General features: G+C 69.6%; 21 protein-coding genes and 1 pseudogene. 16 read left to right on the top strand and 6 right to left on the bottom strand.

Annotation, left to right across the window (positions count from 1 at the left end):
• Positions 1 to 52: 52 nt before the first annotated feature.
• Positions 53 to 604 (top strand): hemerythrin domain-containing protein, encoded by a 552-nt coding sequence (locus KLK06_RS48760; RefSeq protein WP_214642596.1) that lies wholly within the window; start codon positions 53 to 55, stop codon positions 602 to 604.
• Positions 605 to 680: 76 nt separating this feature from the next.
• Here the strand turns inward: KLK06_RS48760 and KLK06_RS48755 are convergent, their stop codons facing one another.
• Positions 681 to 3,686 carry an AAA family ATPase gene (locus KLK06_RS48755; RefSeq protein WP_214642595.1) on the bottom strand — a complete coding sequence of 1,002 codons (3,006 nt, stop codon included), beginning with the start codon at positions 3,684 to 3,686 and terminating at the stop codon, positions 681 to 683.
• 10 nt (positions 3,687 to 3,696) lie between these two features.
• Positions 3,697 to 4,344 carry a hypothetical protein gene (locus tag KLK06_RS48750; protein ID WP_214642594.1) on the bottom strand — a complete coding sequence of 216 codons (648 nt, stop codon included), beginning with the start codon at positions 4,342 to 4,344 and terminating at the stop codon, positions 3,697 to 3,699.
• A 289-nt stretch (positions 4,345 to 4,633) separates the two neighbouring features.
• Here KLK06_RS48750 and KLK06_RS48745 point away from each other — a divergent pair, with 289 nt between their 5' ends.
• The gene (locus tag KLK06_RS48745; protein ID WP_250907220.1) at positions 4,634 to 4,954 is read left to right on the top strand and encodes a carboxymuconolactone decarboxylase family protein; all 321 of its coding nucleotides are present in this window, start codon (positions 4,634 to 4,636) and stop codon (positions 4,952 to 4,954) included.
• On the opposite strand, the gene KLK06_RS48740 is transcribed toward KLK06_RS48745, so the two are convergent.
• Positions 4,914 to 6,041, bottom strand: a complete 1,128-nt coding sequence (locus KLK06_RS48740) for a PQQ-dependent sugar dehydrogenase (protein WP_308168780.1) — start codon at positions 6,039 to 6,041, stop codon at positions 4,914 to 4,916. The two genes, KLK06_RS48745 and KLK06_RS48740, sit on opposite strands and share 41 nt — an antisense overlap.
• Positions 6,042 to 6,123: 82 nt before the next feature.
• On the opposite strand from KLK06_RS48740, the gene KLK06_RS48735 reads away from it, so the two are divergent.
• Genes KLK06_RS48735 through KLK06_RS48715 form a run of 6 tightly spaced genes read left to right on the top strand, consistent with a single transcriptional unit; the run spans position 6,124 to position 10,722 of the window.
• A complete protein-coding gene (locus KLK06_RS48735; protein ID WP_214642592.1) occupies positions 6,124 to 6,690 on the top strand; it encodes a TetR/AcrR family transcriptional regulator in 567 nt (188 codons plus the stop codon).
• A gap of 3 nt (positions 6,691 to 6,693) precedes the next feature.
• The gene (locus tag KLK06_RS62730) at positions 6,694 to 7,881 is read left to right on the top strand and encodes a cytochrome P450 (RefSeq protein WP_214642591.1); all 1,188 of its coding nucleotides are present in this window, start codon (positions 6,694 to 6,696) and stop codon (positions 7,879 to 7,881) included.
• Positions 7,882 to 7,894: 13 nt separating this feature from the next.
• On the top strand, positions 7,895 to 8,668 hold the full coding sequence (locus KLK06_RS48725) for an SDR family oxidoreductase (RefSeq protein WP_214642590.1): 774 nt from the start codon (positions 7,895 to 7,897) through the stop codon (positions 8,666 to 8,668).
• Positions 8,665 to 9,975, top strand: a complete 1,311-nt coding sequence (locus KLK06_RS60850; protein ID WP_250907218.1) for a cytochrome P450 — start codon at positions 8,665 to 8,667, stop codon at positions 9,973 to 9,975. Before KLK06_RS48725 ends, KLK06_RS60850 begins: the two co-directional genes overlap by 4 nt.
• A complete protein-coding gene (locus KLK06_RS62725; protein ID WP_219539621.1) occupies positions 9,972 to 10,166 on the top strand; it encodes a ferredoxin in 195 nt (64 codons plus the stop codon). The genes KLK06_RS60850 and KLK06_RS62725 overlap by 4 nt, the downstream gene beginning before the upstream one ends.
• Positions 10,167 to 10,170: 4 nt before the next feature.
• Positions 10,171 to 10,722 carry a nuclear transport factor 2 family protein gene (locus tag KLK06_RS48715; protein ID WP_214642588.1) on the top strand — a complete coding sequence of 184 codons (552 nt, stop codon included), beginning with the start codon at positions 10,171 to 10,173 and terminating at the stop codon, positions 10,720 to 10,722.
• 1 nt (position 10,723) lies between these two features.
• On the opposite strand, the gene KLK06_RS48710 is transcribed toward KLK06_RS48715, so the two are convergent.
• Positions 10,724 to 11,395, bottom strand: coding sequence for a hypothetical protein (locus KLK06_RS48710; protein ID WP_214642587.1), 672 nt, complete (start codon positions 11,393 to 11,395; stop codon positions 10,724 to 10,726).
• A gap of 23 nt (positions 11,396 to 11,418) precedes the next feature.
• Between KLK06_RS48710 and KLK06_RS48705 the strand changes: the two genes are divergently transcribed.
• The 4 genes from KLK06_RS48705 to KLK06_RS48690 are packed head-to-tail and all read left to right on the top strand — an operon-like array spanning position 11,419 to position 14,832.
• Positions 11,419 to 12,897, top strand: coding sequence for an aldehyde dehydrogenase (locus tag KLK06_RS48705; RefSeq protein ID WP_214642586.1), 1,479 nt, complete (start codon positions 11,419 to 11,421; stop codon positions 12,895 to 12,897).
• Entirely contained in the window at positions 12,894 to 13,631 is a 738-nt protein-coding gene (locus KLK06_RS48700) for an SDR family oxidoreductase (protein ID WP_214642585.1), read from the top strand. The genes KLK06_RS48705 and KLK06_RS48700 overlap by 4 nt, the downstream gene beginning before the upstream one ends.
• Entirely contained in the window at positions 13,628 to 14,467 is an 840-nt protein-coding gene (locus tag KLK06_RS48695) for an NAD(P)-dependent oxidoreductase (protein WP_214642584.1), read from the top strand. The genes KLK06_RS48700 and KLK06_RS48695 overlap by 4 nt, the downstream gene beginning before the upstream one ends.
• Positions 14,464 to 14,832, top strand: coding sequence for a carboxymuconolactone decarboxylase family protein (locus tag KLK06_RS48690; RefSeq protein WP_214642583.1), 369 nt, complete (start codon positions 14,464 to 14,466; stop codon positions 14,830 to 14,832). The genes KLK06_RS48695 and KLK06_RS48690 overlap by 4 nt, the downstream gene beginning before the upstream one ends.
• Before the next feature lie 46 nt (positions 14,833 to 14,878).
• Here KLK06_RS48690 and KLK06_RS48685 read toward each other — a convergent pair whose 3' ends face one another.
• Positions 14,879 to 15,175 (bottom strand): hypothetical protein, encoded by a 297-nt coding sequence (locus KLK06_RS48685; protein ID WP_214642582.1) that lies wholly within the window; start codon positions 15,173 to 15,175, stop codon positions 14,879 to 14,881.
• A 149-nt stretch (positions 15,176 to 15,324) separates the two neighbouring features.
• On the opposite strand from KLK06_RS48685, the gene KLK06_RS48680 reads away from it, so the two are divergent.
• The 3 genes from KLK06_RS48680 to KLK06_RS48670 all read left to right on the top strand — a co-directional run bounded on the left by KLK06_RS48680 (position 15,325) and on the right by KLK06_RS48670 (position 16,917).
• Positions 15,325 to 15,510, top strand: coding sequence for a hypothetical protein (locus KLK06_RS48680; protein WP_214642581.1), 186 nt, complete (start codon positions 15,325 to 15,327; stop codon positions 15,508 to 15,510).
• A 96-nt stretch (positions 15,511 to 15,606) separates the two neighbouring features.
• Positions 15,607 to 16,374, top strand: coding sequence for a hypothetical protein (locus KLK06_RS48675; protein WP_214642580.1), 768 nt, complete (start codon positions 15,607 to 15,609; stop codon positions 16,372 to 16,374).
• Positions 16,375 to 16,491: 117 nt separating this feature from the next.
• On the top strand, positions 16,492 to 16,917 hold the full coding sequence (locus KLK06_RS48670; protein ID WP_250907217.1) for a hypothetical protein: 426 nt from the start codon (positions 16,492 to 16,494) through the stop codon (positions 16,915 to 16,917).
• A gap of 84 nt (positions 16,918 to 17,001) precedes the next feature.
• On the opposite strand, the gene KLK06_RS48665 is transcribed toward KLK06_RS48670, so the two are convergent.
• Positions 17,002 to 17,427 carry a nuclear transport factor 2 family protein gene (locus tag KLK06_RS48665; RefSeq protein ID WP_214642578.1) on the bottom strand — a complete coding sequence of 142 codons (426 nt, stop codon included), beginning with the start codon at positions 17,425 to 17,427 and terminating at the stop codon, positions 17,002 to 17,004.
• Positions 17,428 to 17,512: 85 nt separating this feature from the next.
• On the opposite strand from KLK06_RS48665, the pseudogene KLK06_RS48660 reads away from it, so the two are divergent.
• Positions 17,513 to 17,781: pseudogene (locus KLK06_RS48660) on the top strand (TCP-1/cpn60 chaperonin family protein); the annotation flags it as partial.

Below are 17,781 nucleotides of genomic sequence, written 5' to 3'. Positions count from 1 at the left end.
ATCACGGGCGATCCTCCGGCCCATGCCATCATTTGTTACAAAGGGGGATTTTGTGACCATAGATCTCGATGAGGCCCGCAGGCCGCGCGGAACCAAGCACGATCCAGCGGCGCTCACGCCGGCGCAGCGGCAGCTCGGCCGGCATCTGGCCGACGTGCACGACGGCTACCGCCAGGAGATGCGGCAGGTACAGGACGCGCTCGACCAGGTCGCCGCGGGCGCCCTCGACGCCGCCGCGCTCCGGTCGATGATCAATCGGCTGACCATGCGTCAGAACTACTGGACGCTGGGCGCGTTCTGCACGACGTTCTGCCGGTTGCTGACCGTGCATCACACGCTCGAGGACGAGGCCATGTTCCCGGCGATACTCAAGCGGGACGACTCGCTCGAGCCGGTGATCGAGAAGCTCAAGGAGGAGCACGAGGTCATCGCCGCGCTGCTGACCCGGCTCGACGAGGCCTGCGTGGAGCTGGTGGCCGGCGACACCGGCCTCGACCGGGTACGGGCCGAGGCCGAGCGGCTGTCCGCCGTCCTGTCCTCGCACTTCGCCTACGAAGAGGAAGAGCTGGTCGAGCCGATCGGCCGGCTCGACGTGCGCATCTGAGCGGTCCCCTCCGCATCTCAACGGTCCCGTCCTTATCCAGACGGTCCCGTCCGCGTCCAAGCGGTCCCGTGCGTATCTAGGCCCTCCCGTCCGTTCCTCTGCCGTCGTAGCCGAGCAGCCGCATGGCCGTGTCGGGGTCCATCGCGGCGGCAAGCAGTTGCGCCCTGGCGTGGGCTTGGTCGCGTTCGTGTTCCGCCTTGGTCTGCGCCGCTCGTACGGCCTTGATGGCGATGAGCGCCAGGCCGGCGCCCACGATCACCGCCACCACGACGACGAACAGGACGAGCAGCAGCCCGGGCGAGGCCAGTCCGACGACCGGGGCCGCGCCCGTGAGGGCCAGCCCGGTGATGAGCGCGAGGACGACGAGCGCGAGCAGGCTGGCGACGACCACCCACGCCCGGCGCCTGGGCGGCGGCGGCTCCGCCGGGCGGAGCGGTGGCGCCGCCGCGTAAACGGGCGTGGGATCGGGCGCCCACGGTACGAACTCTGGCCGGCCCGGCTCGGCGACCACCGCGGTGGGCCCGGCGACGATCTCGGCCGTCACCACGACCGGCTCGGCGGACACGACAGTCCCCACCGGCTCGGCGACCCCAGGCTGGAAAACTGGCCCGGCGAGCCAACCACCGGACTGATCTGGCTGACCAACGGGCTGACCTGGCTGGCCAACGGGCTGACCAACGGGCTGGCCGTTCGGCCGGCTCGCGGTCTGGCCGTTGGGCTGGTGGGCAGGCTCCTCCACGTGGCCGGGCAGGTCGCGCTCGATCCGGCTGTGCTCCTTGTGCGCCCTGGCCGCGTCGCGGTGGTAGTCCTCCAGCTCCTGATACAGCTCGTCGGAGGAGTAGATCGTGCCGTCGATGAGCGGGCCGGTCGCCCGCTCGATGATCGCCACCACGTCGTCGCCGTTGAGCGTCTTGTGCGTCTCCAGCGCGTGCGCGAGGCAGAGCACCTCCCTGCGATGCTCCTCCAGCAGCCGCTCGGTCTTCTCCAGCAGCCGGACCAGGTTGAACTCGATCCGCTCCCCCAACACGTCGGGCGTCAGCTCGGGCTGCCCCCGGCTCGGCTCCCGATCGGTGATGCCGATGGGCCCGCCACCGCCGCCGCGCCGCGGCATCGCCTTGCCGCCGTGGATCTCCAGCTCCTGCAGCGCGGGCAGTGAGGTGACGCCCGAGCCCATCCCCCAGTACGACTCCATGAGCGCGGTCAGGAGCGTCGCCGAGTGCAGGTCCCCGGAGACGCCGGAGGAGTTGTCCTCGCTGAAGAACATCCGCTCCCCGGCCAGGGAGGCGAGCGAGACCATGATGTCGGCCTCGTACTCGGACTTCCACCGGGTGAACTGGTCCTCGGGCTTGATCGAGGCGACCATGCCGAGGTAGTCGGCGCCCTTCTCGATCGTGGCGATGTCGATCTCCAGGTGGAAGCGGGTGACGTAGGCCACCACAGCGTGACACGCCTCGTGCACGGCCACCGCGTGGCGTTCCCGCTCGATGTACTCGACGTCCTCGGGCGGGCCGAGCTGCTTGAGCCGCTTGGCCCGCAGCACGTCGGACCAGGAGATGACCTCGCGGCCGTCGCGGATCGCGGTGATCAGCGACTCGTTGACCAGGTCCTTGATCGTGGCGCCCGTCGCGTAGGGGGTGATGGTGGCGAGCTTGTCGATCTGCTGCTCGGTCAGCTCGTGGTCGACCTTGTCGAAATAGCCCTGGTACGTGCGGACCCGTCCGGCCTTGGAGGGGTAGCCGACCTTGTAGATGCGGTCGATGCGGCCGGGCCGCAGCAGTGCCTCGTCGAGCGCGTCGGGCCGGTTGGTGGCCATCATGACGAGGATGCGGAACTTGGGCGGCGGCTTGGGCCGCATCCCGAGCAGCCGCCTGATCAGGCGGTTGAAGAACCCGCGCGGCTTCTTGAGCCCGGACAGCTCGGTGAGCAGGGCCTGCAGGGTGCCCGGGTCGCCGCTGTTCATGCCGCCGCCGCCCATGAAGAAGCGGTTGCGGGTCGCCGGCTCCTCCACCTCCCGCCTGGCGCGGAAGGCGAGCACCGAGCGGCTCTCCTCGGACAGGTAGTTGACCCCATGACAGCCGGAGAAGCCGCCGCCCTGCCCCGGTGGGCCCTGCTGGGCGAGCCGGCCGCGCTTGCCGAGCGAGTCGGCCTCGTCGAAGAAGACGATCACCCCGCCGTACCTGAGCGCGAGCTTGCGCAGCTTCCTGAAGAGCGTCTTGACCTTGAGGATGCCGATGCCCATGAACATGTTCGTGAACGCGCCGGGGTCGACGAACACGTACGGCTTGCCGGTCTCGCCGGCCACCGCCTCGGCCATGAGCGTCTTGCCGGTGCCCGGCGGCCCCCACAGCAGCAGGCCGCTGGGCACGTACCCGCCGCGCTTCTCGATCTCGTCGGGGCGTTCGAGGAAGACGATGTTCTCCTGGACGCGCTCGACCACGTGGTCCTGTCCCCAGACGTCGGAGAAGCGGGTCTTGATGTCGTCGGGGAAGTACGTCTCGACACCACCTCTGGACAGGAACCAGAACAGGCCGACGAACTGGATGATGACCACGAAGAACAGGAACACGATCTGGATCAGGAACGGCATCGCCTTCCAGATCAGCGCGGGCGCGCTGAACAGGGCGAGGAGCGGGTTGGTGTCGAGCACCGCGCCGAGTACCAGCGCGATCAGCACCACCCAGAAGATGATCTTCGCGGCGAGGGCGAAGCGATACCTGGTCCAGTCGTCGAACCGCCGGTGGGTCCACCGCTCGAACCCGCCGAAGACGCGCCGGCTCCAGAAGCGGTGGTAGGCCGACCACCGCTCGCTGACGAAGAAGTGCAGTTGCCGCAGGGCCTCGACGCCCAGCAGCCAGAAGATCCACTGGTAGGCGTACGCGATGGCCCGCATGGCCTCGCCGAAGGAGACGATGCCCTGGAAGTCGGCCATCACCTTCCAGGTGAGGATGAAGAAGGCGAGGACCAGCCCGATGAGGAACTTGCTCCGGGCCCAGAACGGCATCTTCTTTCTGGTCAGGGCTTCGGGGTCGGAGGGGCCGCTACCGGGCGCGCGCAGCCCGCTGTGATGCGTGGTCGTGGTCAATGGTGCTCCTTCATCCGGGCAGCCGGAGCAGCTTGAAGGTTTCCTCGATCTTGTCGAACTCAGCCGCGCGCGCTCTGAAGCAGATGGACTGGCAGCCGATGAGCATCACGGAGACCGTGGCTCCCTGCTCGTCGAGGATGGCGGTGTGGTCGAAGGTCTGGACGTCGTCGCCGATCTGGTAGTTGAAGCGGACCCGCACTCCCCTGGCGCCACGGTCGAGTTGAAGGATCTGATCACTGATCAGCTCGAACCCCTTGAACAGCGGCTGCCGCCCCGCCTGAGCCGCCTTGGCTTCGTAGAGCGTGCGGACCTGCCCGGTCACCGGCAGGACGAAGTCGCGCAGCCGGTCCAGCGAGATCGCGTCCCGTTCCTCGTCCGTGAGCTTGTGCACGGTGGCGTAGACGAACGGATCCGTCGAGCTGAGCAGGTGTTCGACGGACGGCTGCGCCGACTGGTCGAAGGCCGTCGACCAGACCTGCTGGCGCCGCAGCCGGGCCGCCTCCGAGTTCGGGTTGTCGCCGGTCAGGTAGAGCTCGATGGCTTCGGTGTCGAGCTGGCTGAAGGAGGACGGCACCTTGAAGTAGGTGGTGCCTTCCCTGTCGCGTACGTAGGTGAAATCAGGCTGCCCGCACGCTGACAGCATGAAGATCGCGGCCATGAGCGCGATCCAAGCCCGTGTTTTTTTCACCTGGGCTTACCTCCGCTTTACGGACCAACGGAGTTGTTCTGCCCGTTTTCATGTGAAATGAGGCCGAGTGCACGGTGTAAAATCTTGACCAAATCTTGGCCGTACATTGGCTTCAGTTGTTACAGATCCGCACAGATCGGGTGCGGGCTCTTGTGCGGACGCCCGTACAACGTTGGCGTCCCCCCATTGGTTCAACCGGCAAAGTAGCGAAAGATAGAAGGATCCCTGCTACCCGGAGCGGACAATGACAGAACCGGCCATGGAGACTGTGGACAGCTTCGGCATGATGGCGGAGCGGATGTTCGCCGACATCTGGTCGCGCGGTGCCCTCTCGGTCAAAGAGCGCCGCCTGCTCCTGCTCGGCCTGCTCGTCGGGCAGGGCATCGACGAGCAGGTGGAGGTCCAGCTCGACACCGCGTTGCGCGCGGGCGACCTGGATGAGAGTGAGCTGCGAGAGGTCGTGGTGTTCCTCACCCACTACGCGGGCTGGACTCGCGGCTCGCGGCTGAACAACCAGGTCGAGGACCTGATCGAACGCGTCAGGCGGGATCGATCCGATAGACGGGACCTTGGAGGCTGAGCGCGTACAGCTCCCCGTCGAGCCCCTCGCCGAACGACGAGAGCTGCTCCACCTGCCCGACCTTGGCGTCCTTGTCCAGCTCGTCGACGGGTGCGGCCTTGACCCACCCCGCGCAGAAGTCGCCGTACAGGAACCGGCCCTGCAGCCAGGGGATCTTGTCCCCTCGGTAGACGTAGCCGGCGATCACCGAGCAGTTGCCGCCCTCGTGGAGCGGATAGGTGATCACCGGGTCGATGAGCTCGCGGCCCTTGCCTCCTCTGAAGGGTTTGTCGCCTTCGCGGAGGTTCCAGCCGTAGTTCTCGCCGCCCTCGGATCCGGCCGGCTGGTAGTCGACCTCCTCCCATCGGTCCTGCCCGACGTCGCCGATCCAGAGGTCGCCGTTGTCGCGGTCGAAGCCGAACCGCCAGGGGTTGCGCAGGCCGTAGGCCCAGATCTCGGTCCGCGCGCCCTTCTTGCCGATGAACGGGTTGTCGCCGGGGATCTTGTACGGCGTGCCGCGCGGGTCGATGCGCAGGATCTTGCCGAGCAGCGTGCCGAGGTTCTGGCCGTTGCGGTGGGGGTCGCCGCCGCTGCCGCCGTCGCCGAGCGCGATGTAGAGGTGGCCGTCGGGGCCGAAGGCCAGTTGCCCGCCGTTGTGGTTGGCGTAGGGCTGGTCCTGGGTCAGCACGTCACGCCTGCGGGTGGCCTGCTTGCCGTCGTACGCCCACTCGGTCACGTGCGTGTCGCCACTCGCGTCGGTCCAGTCGAGGTAGAGCCAGCGGCCCGACGGGTGGAAGGCCACGCCGAGCAGGCCCTGCTCGTTGCCGCCGCTGACCTCGCCCGACAGGTTCACGATCGTGTCGCCGTCGAGGGTCTTCAGCCTGCCGCCCTGCTCGGCGACGTACAGCCGCTGGTCGCCCTTCCGTACGGCGAACGCCACGGGCTTCGCCAGCTCGGCGAGCTTGGTGAAGCGCAGCTTGCCGGGGGTCGGCGCGGGACTTACCTCGCTCACGGCGGGCCCGGGCGAACCCGCAGGGGACGGGCGCGCGGGCTGGGCGGCCGAGCATGCGGTGAGCGTGACGGCTAACACAGCCAGGGTGCGGCGCACGCCGCCTATCCTTCCATGTCATCCCAAACCTGGATATCTAGCGCCTTGCCGGAGGGCACGTGCTGAACTATCGTCTGGACATGTGTCCAGCGATGTCGTGACAGAGTCCACCCGGCGGCGGCTGAACCGGCGGCAGGCCGACACCGTGCGGCGGCTGACCGACGCCGTGGTCGAGGAGGTCCGCGAGAGCGGCTTCGAAGGGCTGACCGTCCGCAACGTGGCCCGCAGGGCGGGCGTCGCCCCGGCGACCGCCTACACCTACTTCTCCTCCAAGAACCATCTGGTCACCGAGGTGTTCTGGCGCCGGCTGAGCGCCCTGCCGCCGATCGAGGCGACCGGCGAGGCGGGCCAGGTGATCACGGCGCTCCGGGAGATCGCCCTGCTGGTCGCCGACGAGCCGCGCCTGGCCGCCGCGTGCACCACCGCCATGCTCGGCACCGATCCCGACGTCCAGGAGCTGCGGCTGCGCATCGGGCTGAGCATCCGCCGGCGGCTGCGCACCGCGCTCGGCCCGGCCGCCGATCGCAAGGTCCTCAACGCTCTGGAGATCGCCTACGCGGGCGCGCTGGTCCAGGCCGGGATGGGCTACATCTCCTACTCCGAGACCGCCGACCGCCTGGCCGAAGTCGCCGAGCTGATCGTGAGGTAGCCCGTGGACCCGCTCTTATACAGCCCCTACGACTACGCCGTCCACGAAGACCCGTACCCGATCTACGCCCGCCTCCGCGAGGAGGCCCCGCTCTACCGCAACGACGAGCTGGATTTCTGGGCCGTCTCCCGGCACACCGACGTGGCCGGCGCGTTCCGCGACCACCAGCGCTTCTCCAACGCCAACGGCGTCTCCCTGGACCCCAGCGCGTGGGGACCGGCCGCGCACCGGACGATGTCCTTCCTGGCCCTGGACCCGCCCTCGCACACCCGGATGCGCTCCCTGGTCGCCAAGGGCTTCACCCCGCGCCGGGTACGCGAGCTCGAAGCCGGCATCCTGCGCCTGACCGAACACCATCTCGCTCCCGCCGTGGCGCGTGGCGACTTCGACTTCGTCGCCGACTTCGCCGGCCGGCTGCCGATGGACGTCGTCTGCGAGCTGATGGGCGTCCCCGAGGCCGACAGGGACGAGCTGCGGCGCCTGGCCGACCTGGTCATGCACCGCGAGGAGGGGCTGTCCGACGTCCCGGTCGCCGGGATGGAGGCGGCGCTGACGCTCATCGGCTACTACCAGGACCTGGTCACCGAGCGGCGGGCCAGACCGGGGAGCGATCTCACCTCCGCGCTGCTGGCCGCCGAGGAGGATGGCGACCGGCTGGCGGAGGAGGAGGTCGTGGCGTTCCTGTTCCTGATGGTGGTGGCGGGCAACGAGACGACCACCAAGCTGCTGGCCAACGCGCTGTACTGGGGCTGGCGCCATCCCGCCGAGCTGGCCAAGCCCATGCGGGATCCGGGCCGGATCACCGACTGGGTGGAGGAGACGCTGCGCTTCGACGCCTCCAGCCAGATACTGGCCCGCACGGTCGCCACGGACACCGAGCTGTACGGCACGACCGTGCCCGCCGGGGACCGCCTGCTGCTGCTCGTCGGCGCGGCCAACCGGGACCCCCGCGTGTTCGACGACCCGGACCGCTACGACCTGGACCGCGACACCTCCCAGCTCATCAGCTTCGGCGGGGGCAGGCACTTCTGCCTGGGCGCGAACCTGGCCAGGCTGGAGGCCCGCATCGCGCTGACCGAGTTCGTCAGGCGGGTCCGCCACTACGACGTGGACGAGGGCGGCACGGCGCGCGTGCACTCGGTCAACGTCCGCGGCTTCGCCGCACTGCCCATCTCCGTTTCCGCCGCCTAGCGATGGAGCCGCCATGCCGCGCTTCGAACCGCACCCGCTACGCCGCCCCGCGCTGGTCACCGGAGCCTCCTCCGGGATCGGCGCCGCCACCGCCGCCCTGCTCGCCGCCAAGGGTCACCCCGTCGCCCTCGGCGCCCGCCGGGTCGACAAATGCCATGAAATCGCCGAGACCCTCAGGAAGGAGGGCGCGGAGACGTTCGCCCACGCGCTGGACGTGGCCGATTCCGACTCGGTCCAGCTCTTCGTCTCGGCCGCGGCCGACGCGCTCGGCGCTCCCGAGATCGTGGTCTGCGGGGCCGGCGACCTGAGCGCGGAACGGGTCCACGAGCTGGACTCCGCGGGCTTCGCCGCCCAGGTCGGGGTGCACCTGGTCGGCGCGCACCGCCTGGTCTCGTACGTCGTGCCCGGCATGGTCGAGCGCGGGCGCGGTGACGTCGTGCTCGTCTCCTCCGATGTCGTACGCTCACCGCGCACCCGGATGGGCGCCTACGTGGCGGCCAAGAACGGCATCGAGGGCATGGCCAGGGTGCTGCAGATGGAGCTGGAGGGCACCGGGGTGCGCGCCTCGATCGTCCGGCCCGGCCCGACGATGACCGGCATGGGCATGAGCTGGGACGCCGAGACCACCGGCGAGGTCCTGGAGGAGTGGGTCAAGTGGGGGCTGGCCCGCCATCCGTACTTCCTGCGGCCGGAGGACGTCGCCGCCGCGATCGCCGTCGTCGTCGAGGCGCCCCGCGGCACCCACCTGACGCTCGTGGAGGTCCAGCCGGAGGCGAAGGTGCGATGAGAGAGCCGACGCTCGTCTCCGGTGGCCCCGACCATCTGGAGGAACTGCGTACCGACCCGATCGCGCTGATGCGGCGGGTGCGTGAGGAATGCGGCGCGGTCGGCGCGTTCCGGCTGGCCGGGCGGACAGTGGTGCTGCTGTCGGGCGCCGAGGCCAACGAGTTCTTCTTCCGCGCCCCGGACGAGGAGCTCGACCAGGCCGAGGCGTACCCGTTCATGACGCCGATCTTCGGGGCGGGCGTCGTCTTCGACGCCACGCCCGAGCAGCGCCGCGAGGCGCTGCACAACCAGGCGCTGAAGGGCTCCTTCCTCAAGGGGCACGCCGCCACGATCGCCGCCGAGGTGGAGCGGATGGTCGCCTCGTGGGAGGAGGAGGGGGAGATCGACCTGCTCGACTGGTTCGCCGAGCTGACCATCTACACCTCCTCGGCGTGCCTGATCGGCAAGCGGTTCCGCGAGCAGCTCGACCGGCGCTTCGCCGAGCTGTACCACGACCTGGAGCAGGGCACCGACGCGCTGGCCTTCGTCGACCCGTACGCCGACATCGACAGCTTCCGACGCCGTGACGCGGCCCGCGCCCAGCTCGTCACGCTGGTCGAGGGCATCATGGCCGCCCGCTCGGGTCCGGCGGGAGCGGACCGGGATCTGCTCGACGTGCTGATGTCGCTGGACAGGTTCTCGGCGGACCAGATCACCGGGATGTTCATCTCGATGATGTTCGCCGGGCACCACACCACCTCGGGCACCGCGGCCTGGACGCTGATCGAGCTGCTGCGCCACCCCGGCGTGCTGCGGGAGGTGGTCGCGGAGCTCGACGGGCTGTACGCCGACGGGTCGGAGGTCAGCTTCCAGGCGCTGCGGGAGATCCCGCTGCTCGAATCGGCGGTGAAGGAGGCGCTGCGGCTGCACCCGCCGCTCATCCTGCTGCTGCGGGTGGCCAAGTCCGAGCAGGAGGTGCTCGGCCACCGGATCCGGGAGGGGACGATGGTCGGCTGCGGCCTGGCCGTCTCCAATCGGATCGCCGCGGACTTCCCCCGGCCGGACGCCTTCGACCCGGCCCGCTATGCCAAGCCGCGCGAGGAGGATCTGGTCAACCGATGGACGTGGGTGCCGTTCGGGGCGGGCCGGCATCGCTGCGTGGGGGCCAATTTCGCGATGATCCAGCTCAAGGCGATCTTCTCGGTGCTGCTGCGCGACTGGGAGTTCGCCCTCGCCCAGGAGTCCGGCTCCTATCGCAACGACCATTCCAAGATGGTGGTCCAGCTCGCCCGGCCCTGCATGGTGCGGTATCGGCGGAGGCGGCGGTGAGAGTCGTCGCCGATCTGGACCTGTGCCAGGGGCACGCGATGTGCGAGCTGGAGGCGCCCGAGGTCTTCGAGGTGCCGCGCAAGGGGAAGGTCCGCGTGCTCGACCCGTCACCGCCCGAGTCGATGCGCGAGCAGGTCGAGGCGGCCATCCGTTACTGCCCCACCCGGGCGCTGTCGACGTCGAAGGAGTGACCACATGCCGGCCTTCCCCCGCGACGAGCTCGAAGAGATGGTGCGCCGATGGCTGGCGGCCAACCGCCGGTGCGAGGAGCTCGGCGACTGGCGCCCGCTGGCCGAGCTGTACACCGAGGACGCGACCTACGGCTGGAACGTCGGCCCGGACCAGGACTTCATGGCCGTGGGCCGGGACGAGATCCGCGACCTGGCCCTCGGTTCGGAGATGGGCGGCCTGGACGGCTGGTCCTACCCGTACCAGAGCATCCTCATCGACGACCGCGGCGGCGAGGTGGTCGGATTCTGGAAGCAGGTCGCCGACGCCCGCCGGCCGGACGGCACACCGTACGAGGTGGCGGGGATCGGCGGCAGCCGGTTCAGGTACGCGGGCGGCTTCCGGTGGTCGTGGCAGCGGGACTGGTTCGACCTGGGCAACGTGACGTCGGTGTTCGTCGAGATGATGAAGGCGGGGGTGCTGTCGGACGGGATGAGGCGCCGCCTGGACCGGGCCGCCTCCGGCGCCGCGATCCCCGGCTACTACCGGCGCGGCCAGGCTCCGGCCTCCATCTGGTGAGTCAGACGGGAATGTGGGGCGTCCCGTCCTTCATGGGCGGGAAGCGGAACGCGGCCGCCGTGGTGCCGCGCGTCATCCTGGTGATCTCGGCCTCCCCCACGGGCTCGGTCTCGTCGTCGATGATGACCTCCCACCTGCAGTGCGGGACGCGGTCGCCGGGGACGCGCGGCGGCCGGTGCACCGGGCGGATCCGGGCGCGCGGGTTGACCGCCTGCGCGGTCCAGTCGAAGGTGCCGTCCTCGATGTGATGGCACATGCCGCGGATCGCGCGCTCGCCGAACGGCTCCACGTCCAGCAGCGCCCCGCAGGTGCGGAGCTGGAAGAACCCGTGGGTCTCCGAGACGAGCTCGTACTCGACGTCCATGTAGTGCTGCGCGAAGCCCGGATCGAGCTGCAGGCACTTGAAGATGGCCGAAACCCCGTCACCCTCGATCCGCATGATCTCGCGGATGCGCTCGGTGTAGATCGGGCTCGCGCCCTGCCACTCCTCGATGGCGATCTCCTCGACGACCCGCTGCCCGTACCGCAGCCCGACCGCGATCAACGACGAGCGGTCGAGCAGGTGAACGATCAAGGCGTACTCCCGGACGAGACGGACCAGTGCCTCCTTCGACAGGTCCTCATAGCGGAAGCCCGGATCGAATTCTCCGGAATAGTCCTTGCGTGCCCTCATACGGTGAACTGTAGTCTGGACATGTGTCCAGAACAACCGATCGCTTGTTCGGCGCCGCTTCGCCGCTCCTGATCGACGGGCGGCTCGTCCCCGGCGACCGCCGCTTCGGCACGCTCAACCCGGCTACCGAGGAGGTCCTGGGCGAGGCCGCCGACGCCTCCCCCGCCGACCTGGACCACGCCGTCGCCGCCGCCCGCCGCGCGTTCGACTCCTCCCCCTGGGCCGCCGACCTCGCGCTGCGCGTACGCTGCCTGCGCCAGCTCAACGACGCGCTCACCCGCCACGCCGAGGAGCTGCGCGAGCTGACGATCGCGGAGGCGGGCGCGCCCAGGTTCCTGACGTACGGCGCGCAGCTCGACGCGCCGGTGGCCGACCTGCGTTGGTTCGCCGACCTCGCGGAGCGCTACGACTGGGAACGGGACCTCGGCCGGGCCGCGCCCATGGGCCTGACCAGCGACCGCCGCGTCGTCCGCGAGCCGGTGGGCGTAGTCGGCGCGATCACCCCGTGGAACTTCCCGCACCAGATCAACCTGGCCAAGCTGGGCCCGGCGCTCGCCGCGGGCAACACGATCGTCCTCAAGGCGGCCCCCGACACGCCGTGGTGCGCGGCGGCGCTCGGCGTGCTCGTCCAGCAGGAGACGGACATCCCGCCGGGTGTCGTCAACGTCATCACCGGCGCCGACCACGCGCTGGGCGCCCGGCTCTGCGCCGATGCCCGGGTGGACCTGCTGTCGTTCACCGGCTCGACCGGCACGGGACGCGCAGTCATGCGCGCCGCCGCGGACGGCCTCAAGCGGGTCTTCCTGGAGCTCGGCGGCAAGTCGGCGTTCATCGTGCTCGCCGACGCCGACCTCCGCGCCGCCTGCTCCTACGCGGCCTTCGCCGCGCTCACCCACGCCGGGCAGGGCTGCGCGCTCACCACCCGCCTGCTCGTCCCGCGCGAGAGGTACGGCGAGGCCGTGAGCCTGACCGCGGCCACCATGAGGAAGCTGGGCACCGGAGACCCGGGCGACGAGCGCACGGTGTGCGGGCCGGTCATCTCCGCCCGCCAGCGCGACCGGATCGAGGGCTACCTGAAGCTGGCGGTCGAGGAGGGCGGCGAGTTCGCCACCGGGGGCGGGCGCCCGGCCGGGCGGGACCGGGGCTTCTGGATCGAGCCGACCCTGATCACCGGGCTCACCAACGAGACCAGGACGGCAAGGGAGGAGATCTTCGGCCCGGTGCTGGTGATCCTGCCGCACGACGGCGACGACGATGCGGTCCGGCTGGCCAACGACTCGCCGTACGGGCTGTCCGGCGCGGTCCACGGCGGCGACCCGGAGCGGGCGCGGGCCGTGGCGCGGCGGCTGCGGACCGGCACGGTGAGCGTGAACGGCGGCGTCTGGTACGGCGCCGACGTGCCGTTCGGCGGCTACAAGCAGTCGGGGATCGGCAGGGAGATGGGTGTGGCCGGTTTCGAGGAGTACCTGGAGACCAAGTCGATCGCGGAAGGGGTGTCATGAGGCGCTTCGAGGGAAAAGTCGCCATCGTCACCGGAGCCGCCCAGGGCATCGGCCGGGCCTACGCGCGGGCCCTGGCCGCCGAGGGCGCGAGCGTCGTGGTCGCCGACGTCAGCGAGCAGGGCGCCGCCGTCGCCGACGAGATCAAGGGCCTGTACGTACACACCGACGTGGCCGACCCGGACTCCGTCCAGCGGATGACCGACGCGGCGGCGGAGCGGTACGGCGGCATCGACTACCTGGTGAACAACGCCGCGATCTTCGGCACGATGCGGCTGGACTTCCTGCTGACCGTGGACTGGGACTACTACCGGCGGTTCATGGCGGTGAACCTGGACGGCGCCCTCCTCTGCGCCCGCGCCGCGCATCCGCACCTGGTCAGGCGCGGCGGCGGGGCGATCGTCAACCAGTCCTCCACCGCGGCCTGGCAGTACTCCGGCTTCTACGGCCTGGCCAAGGCCGGGATCAACGGCCTCACCCAGCAGCTCGCCCACGAGCTGGGCGGCATGGGCATCAGGGTGAACGCCATCGCGCCCGGCCCGATCGACACCGAGGCCAATCGCGCGGTCGTACCCACGGGCATGGTCGACCGGATCATCCGCGACAAGCTGGCGCTCAAGCGGGTGGGGACCCCGCAGGACCTGGTCGGCATGTGCCTGTTCCTGCTGTCCGAGGAGGCCGCCTGGGTCACCGGGCAGATCCTCAACGTCGACGGCGGCGAGGTGTTCCGATCATGACCTATGGCTTCGCCGGACTCGGCCAGATGGGCGCCCCCATGGCCAGGCACCTGATCGGCCTCGGCCTCACCGTCTACGACACCCGGCCGGAGGCCATGGCGCCGCTGGTGGAGGCGGGCGCGCGGGCCGCGGCGGACGTCGGCGAACTGGCCGCCGCCAGCCGGTTCGTCTCCGTCATGGTGCGCGACGACGACCAGGTGCACGAGGTCGTGTCCGGACTGCTGCCCGCCGCCGAGCCGGGCACCGTCATCGCCGTCCACTCCACGATCCGGCCCGGCACGGCCGTGGAGCTCGCCGGGCTGGCGGCGCCGTACGGGATCGAGGTCGTCGACGCGCCGGTCAGCGGCGGCTTCATGGGAGCGGAGGCGGGCACGCTCGCGGTCATGGTCGGCGGCGGTGACGGCGCGTTCGCCCGCTGCGAGCGGCCGTTCGCGACCTGGGCGGACCTCGTCCTGCACGTGGGGCCGGTCGGCGCGGGCACCCGCGCCAAGCTGGCCCGCAACCTGCTGCACTTCGTCGCCTTCGCCGCCGCCGCCGAGGCGCAGCGGCTGGCGGAGGCGTCCGGGGTCTCGCTGCGCAAGCTCGGCCGGGTGGTCAGGCATTCGGACGCCATCACGGGCGGGCCCGGTGCGATCATGCTCCGCGCCACCACCGCTCCGCTCGGCGAGGACGATCCGCTGTACGGGATCATGCGCCACGTCCTGGCACTCGGCGAGAAGGACCTGGACCTGGCGCTGGAGCTGGCCCGCGACCTCGATGTGGACACGCCCCTGGCCGAGCTGGCCCGCGACCGCCTGGCCGACGCTCTCGGCCTGCTCGGGAAGGAGGTCCCATGACCGACGAACGCCGGGAGCGCGGGCTGGAGATGATGCGCCAGGTCTACGGCTGGGAGATCGGCGACGCGCCGGGCGACTTCTTCGGCATCACCGTGGACCACCTCTTCGCCGAGATCTGGACCAGGCCCGGCCTGTCCATGCGCGACCGGCGGCTTCTTCTCATCGGCGCGCTGGCGAGCAGGGGCCTCAACGACGTGCTCGACATCCAGCTACCGGCCGCGCTGGGCAACGGCGAGCTGTCCCCGGACGAGCTCCGCGAGATCGCCATCTTCCTGACCCACTACATCGGCTGGCCCCTCGGCGCGCGCCTCAGCGTCCAGATCGACACCCTCATCGCGAAGTCACGACGACCGGCCTCGGACTGACCCGTCGCCCCGTGTGCCGAGCGCGCCCCCGCGCCGCCGGCATTTCTCAGAACCTCACGCTGCACGTCACTCTCGTGGAGAGGCTGAATATGTCGGCCGGCGCATAGTAAATGGCGAACACGTGGGTCCGGACGCCGTGGCCGCCCTTGCCCAGGGTGCGGGTCAACTGGTATTCCCATTCGTAAGGCTGGTTGTACTGGCTCTGCGGGATGCACTTGGGCGGCGGGATCGCCGCCGGCGGCAGCTTGGGCGCCGCGGATGCCGCCTGGGCCGGAGCCGTCAGAGCGATACCGGCGACGGCGAACGCCGAAGCCAGTATTGCCATCTTCTTGCCGATTATCATATTGGTGCCTTCCTGTTTTCGTGCGGCAATTCTTGCCGTCGCACCGATTGCGGACCAGGGCGCTGACAGGGCATTGGCCGGGCATCTGGACCGGTGGCGCGGCAGCGGGAGCGGCTGGACGCCGAGGCGCTCGGTCGTACGATGGCGGCATGAGCCGTAAGGCCGTCGCCATTCTGGCCGTCGCCGCCACCCTCGTGCTGGCCGCGATGGTGGTCGTGATTTTCCGCGGTCGCACCCCCGACGAGGCCGCGACAGGGGTCCGAAATACGCGCGCTCCGCAGGACGTCGCGTCCTACTGGACCAAGGAGCGCATGAATGAGGCCAGTCCGGGGTGACAAAATCGGTCACCCGCCCGAGGAGACCGGCAAAACCCCATTTCCTCAGACGCGCGCGCGGCCTTATTGTCATTCCTCGTGCGAAAACTTCTGATCATGACGCTGACCATCGCGTCGATGCTCTCCTTATCAGGTACGGCCACCGCCACGACGACGGCGCCCCCCGTCAAACACCCCAAGCTGATCGCCAACCCGCTCTACGAGGCCGGCGCGCTGCCCGCCACGACCTGCGAGGAGCCGCCGGTCAAGCGCAACGACCGTAAGTCGGGCCGCGCCTACGTCAACGCCGTGATCGCCTGCCTCGAGTCCACCTGGGAGCAGCACCTCACCACCGCCGGCCTGCCCTTCAGCAAGGTCAAGGTGCGGTACGTGAGCAAGCTCCCCAAGACGTACTGCGGCACCAGGGAGACGGACAAGGAAGACTCCACGGCCCGCTACTGCGGCGACACCGGCGAGCTGGTCTTCCAGCTCGGCAAGGATTGGCTCGACGACCCTTCCGACCTGTGGCTGTTCAACACCGTCACCTACATGTACGGCTTCCATGTGTTGAAGCTGGTCGGAATCGACGACGCCTTCGCCGCGGTGCCGTCCAGTGGCAAAGCTGAGGGCCGCGAGCTGACCCGGCGCGAGAGTCTCCAGAACGACTGCTTCACCGCCGCGTTCCTCAAGAGCGTCTGGCCGCTGAAGGGCAGGACGACCAAGGACTGGACGTATCTGCTGAGCATGCTCGAGGGTGACGCTCCCGGCGAGGTGCGCTGGTACGGCAAGAGGGCCAACATCGTCGCCTGGTACAAGCGCGGCTTCGCCACCGGCGACCCCGGCTCGTGCAACACCTGGACGGCCCCCTCCTCAAAGGTGGCCTAAGACCGCGTGTGGCGTTGATCACCTCGTATGTGTGCACTCCTACACAGAACAGGGCGACGGATCTTCGTAGTGTCCCTGCTGCCGGGTAAACCGGTGCACTCAAACGGGGAGGAACCCATGCGTAAGACCCTTGCAGCAACCCTCTTGGCCGGCTCCATGGCCGTCAGCGCGATCGCCCTCGCCCCCGGCGCACAGGCCGCCGCCCAGACGGGGACGACTGTCACCGCGGCGTCCCAGACCGTCGGTTCCGTTCACAACTGGGGCAAGTTCTTCTCCAGTGACCGCAAGGCGTACACCTTCGGCGAGACGGGCAAGCGCAACGGCATCGTCGTCACCAAGTGGCACGGCGTCGACAAGGTGGGCGGCAAGCGCGCCTGGGTGTGGTTCGAGTTCTACAAGAACGGCTCCTGGCACAAGTTCAACCGCTCCTGGGACGGCAAGGTCGTCGGCAGTTGGAGCGGGCGCGGGATCAAGAAGGTCTACACCTTCACCTGCTGGGCCGGCAAGCTCGACAACTGCGGCCGCAAGTACCGCATTTACTAAGCGCTTCTATTCCCTAAGCGCTTCTTCCTGAGAAACCGCATGACGTCCGGCGGCTGCCCCACGGCGGCCGCCGGATTCTGTCGCTCAAGCGCTGAGGGCTCGCGCGACCGTGAGACTGTCCTCGTAAATGTGGCAGCGGGTGATGAGTCCGCCCTCGACGGTGAGATGCAACGCGAACGGTGAGCTATAGGCGGCGCCGTTGGCCCGCACCGTCTGCACGATCTCCCCGAGAACGACAGCGTCCGCCTCATCGACCAGGATCCGCGCCACCGTCGTGCCGTTCAGCTCGGGCACGTGATGAGCGGCCAGCGACCGGTAATGGTCGGCCACATCGGCCCGGCTCGACCGCGGCCGGATCCACGGTACGGCCGGATGCCCCTCAGCCGGCCAGTCGAGCCCCCAGTCGATGGGCTCGGCGAACAACTCGGCGATACGGTCGTGATCGCCCTCGCCGATGCGGCGCAGCAGTGCTTCCACGATGTCACGGGTGCCTTGGGCGTCAGAAGTCATACCGCGACCCTTTCGGACCCGACGCGGCCTGTCGATTACCTCCCAGGTAGGCGAATCCCCTACGGCCCGCGTACCCCAGTGCTAGGTCGAGCTGAAGGAGTGCAAGCACCGCATCGAGGACGCCGTTCGCAACGCGAAGGCGGCCGTCGAGGAGGGCATCGTCCCCGGCGGTGGCGTGGCGCTGCTGCAGGCGGGCGCCAAGGCGTTCGACAAGCTCGAGCTCACCGGCGACGAGGCCACCGGTGCCGCGATCGTCCGCAAGGCGCTCGAGGAGCCGCTGAAGCAGATCGCCGTCAACGCCGGCCTTGAGGGCGGCGTCGTGGTGGAGAAGGTCCGCAACCTGACTCCGGGTGA

It is taken from the genome of Nonomuraea sp. NEAU-A123 (assembly GCF_018603905.1).
GTDB lineage: Bacteria > Actinomycetota > Actinomycetes > Streptosporangiales > Streptosporangiaceae > Nonomuraea.
Note: the sequence above shows the minus strand (reverse complement) of the source record. Positions and strands in the feature narration are given on the sequence as shown.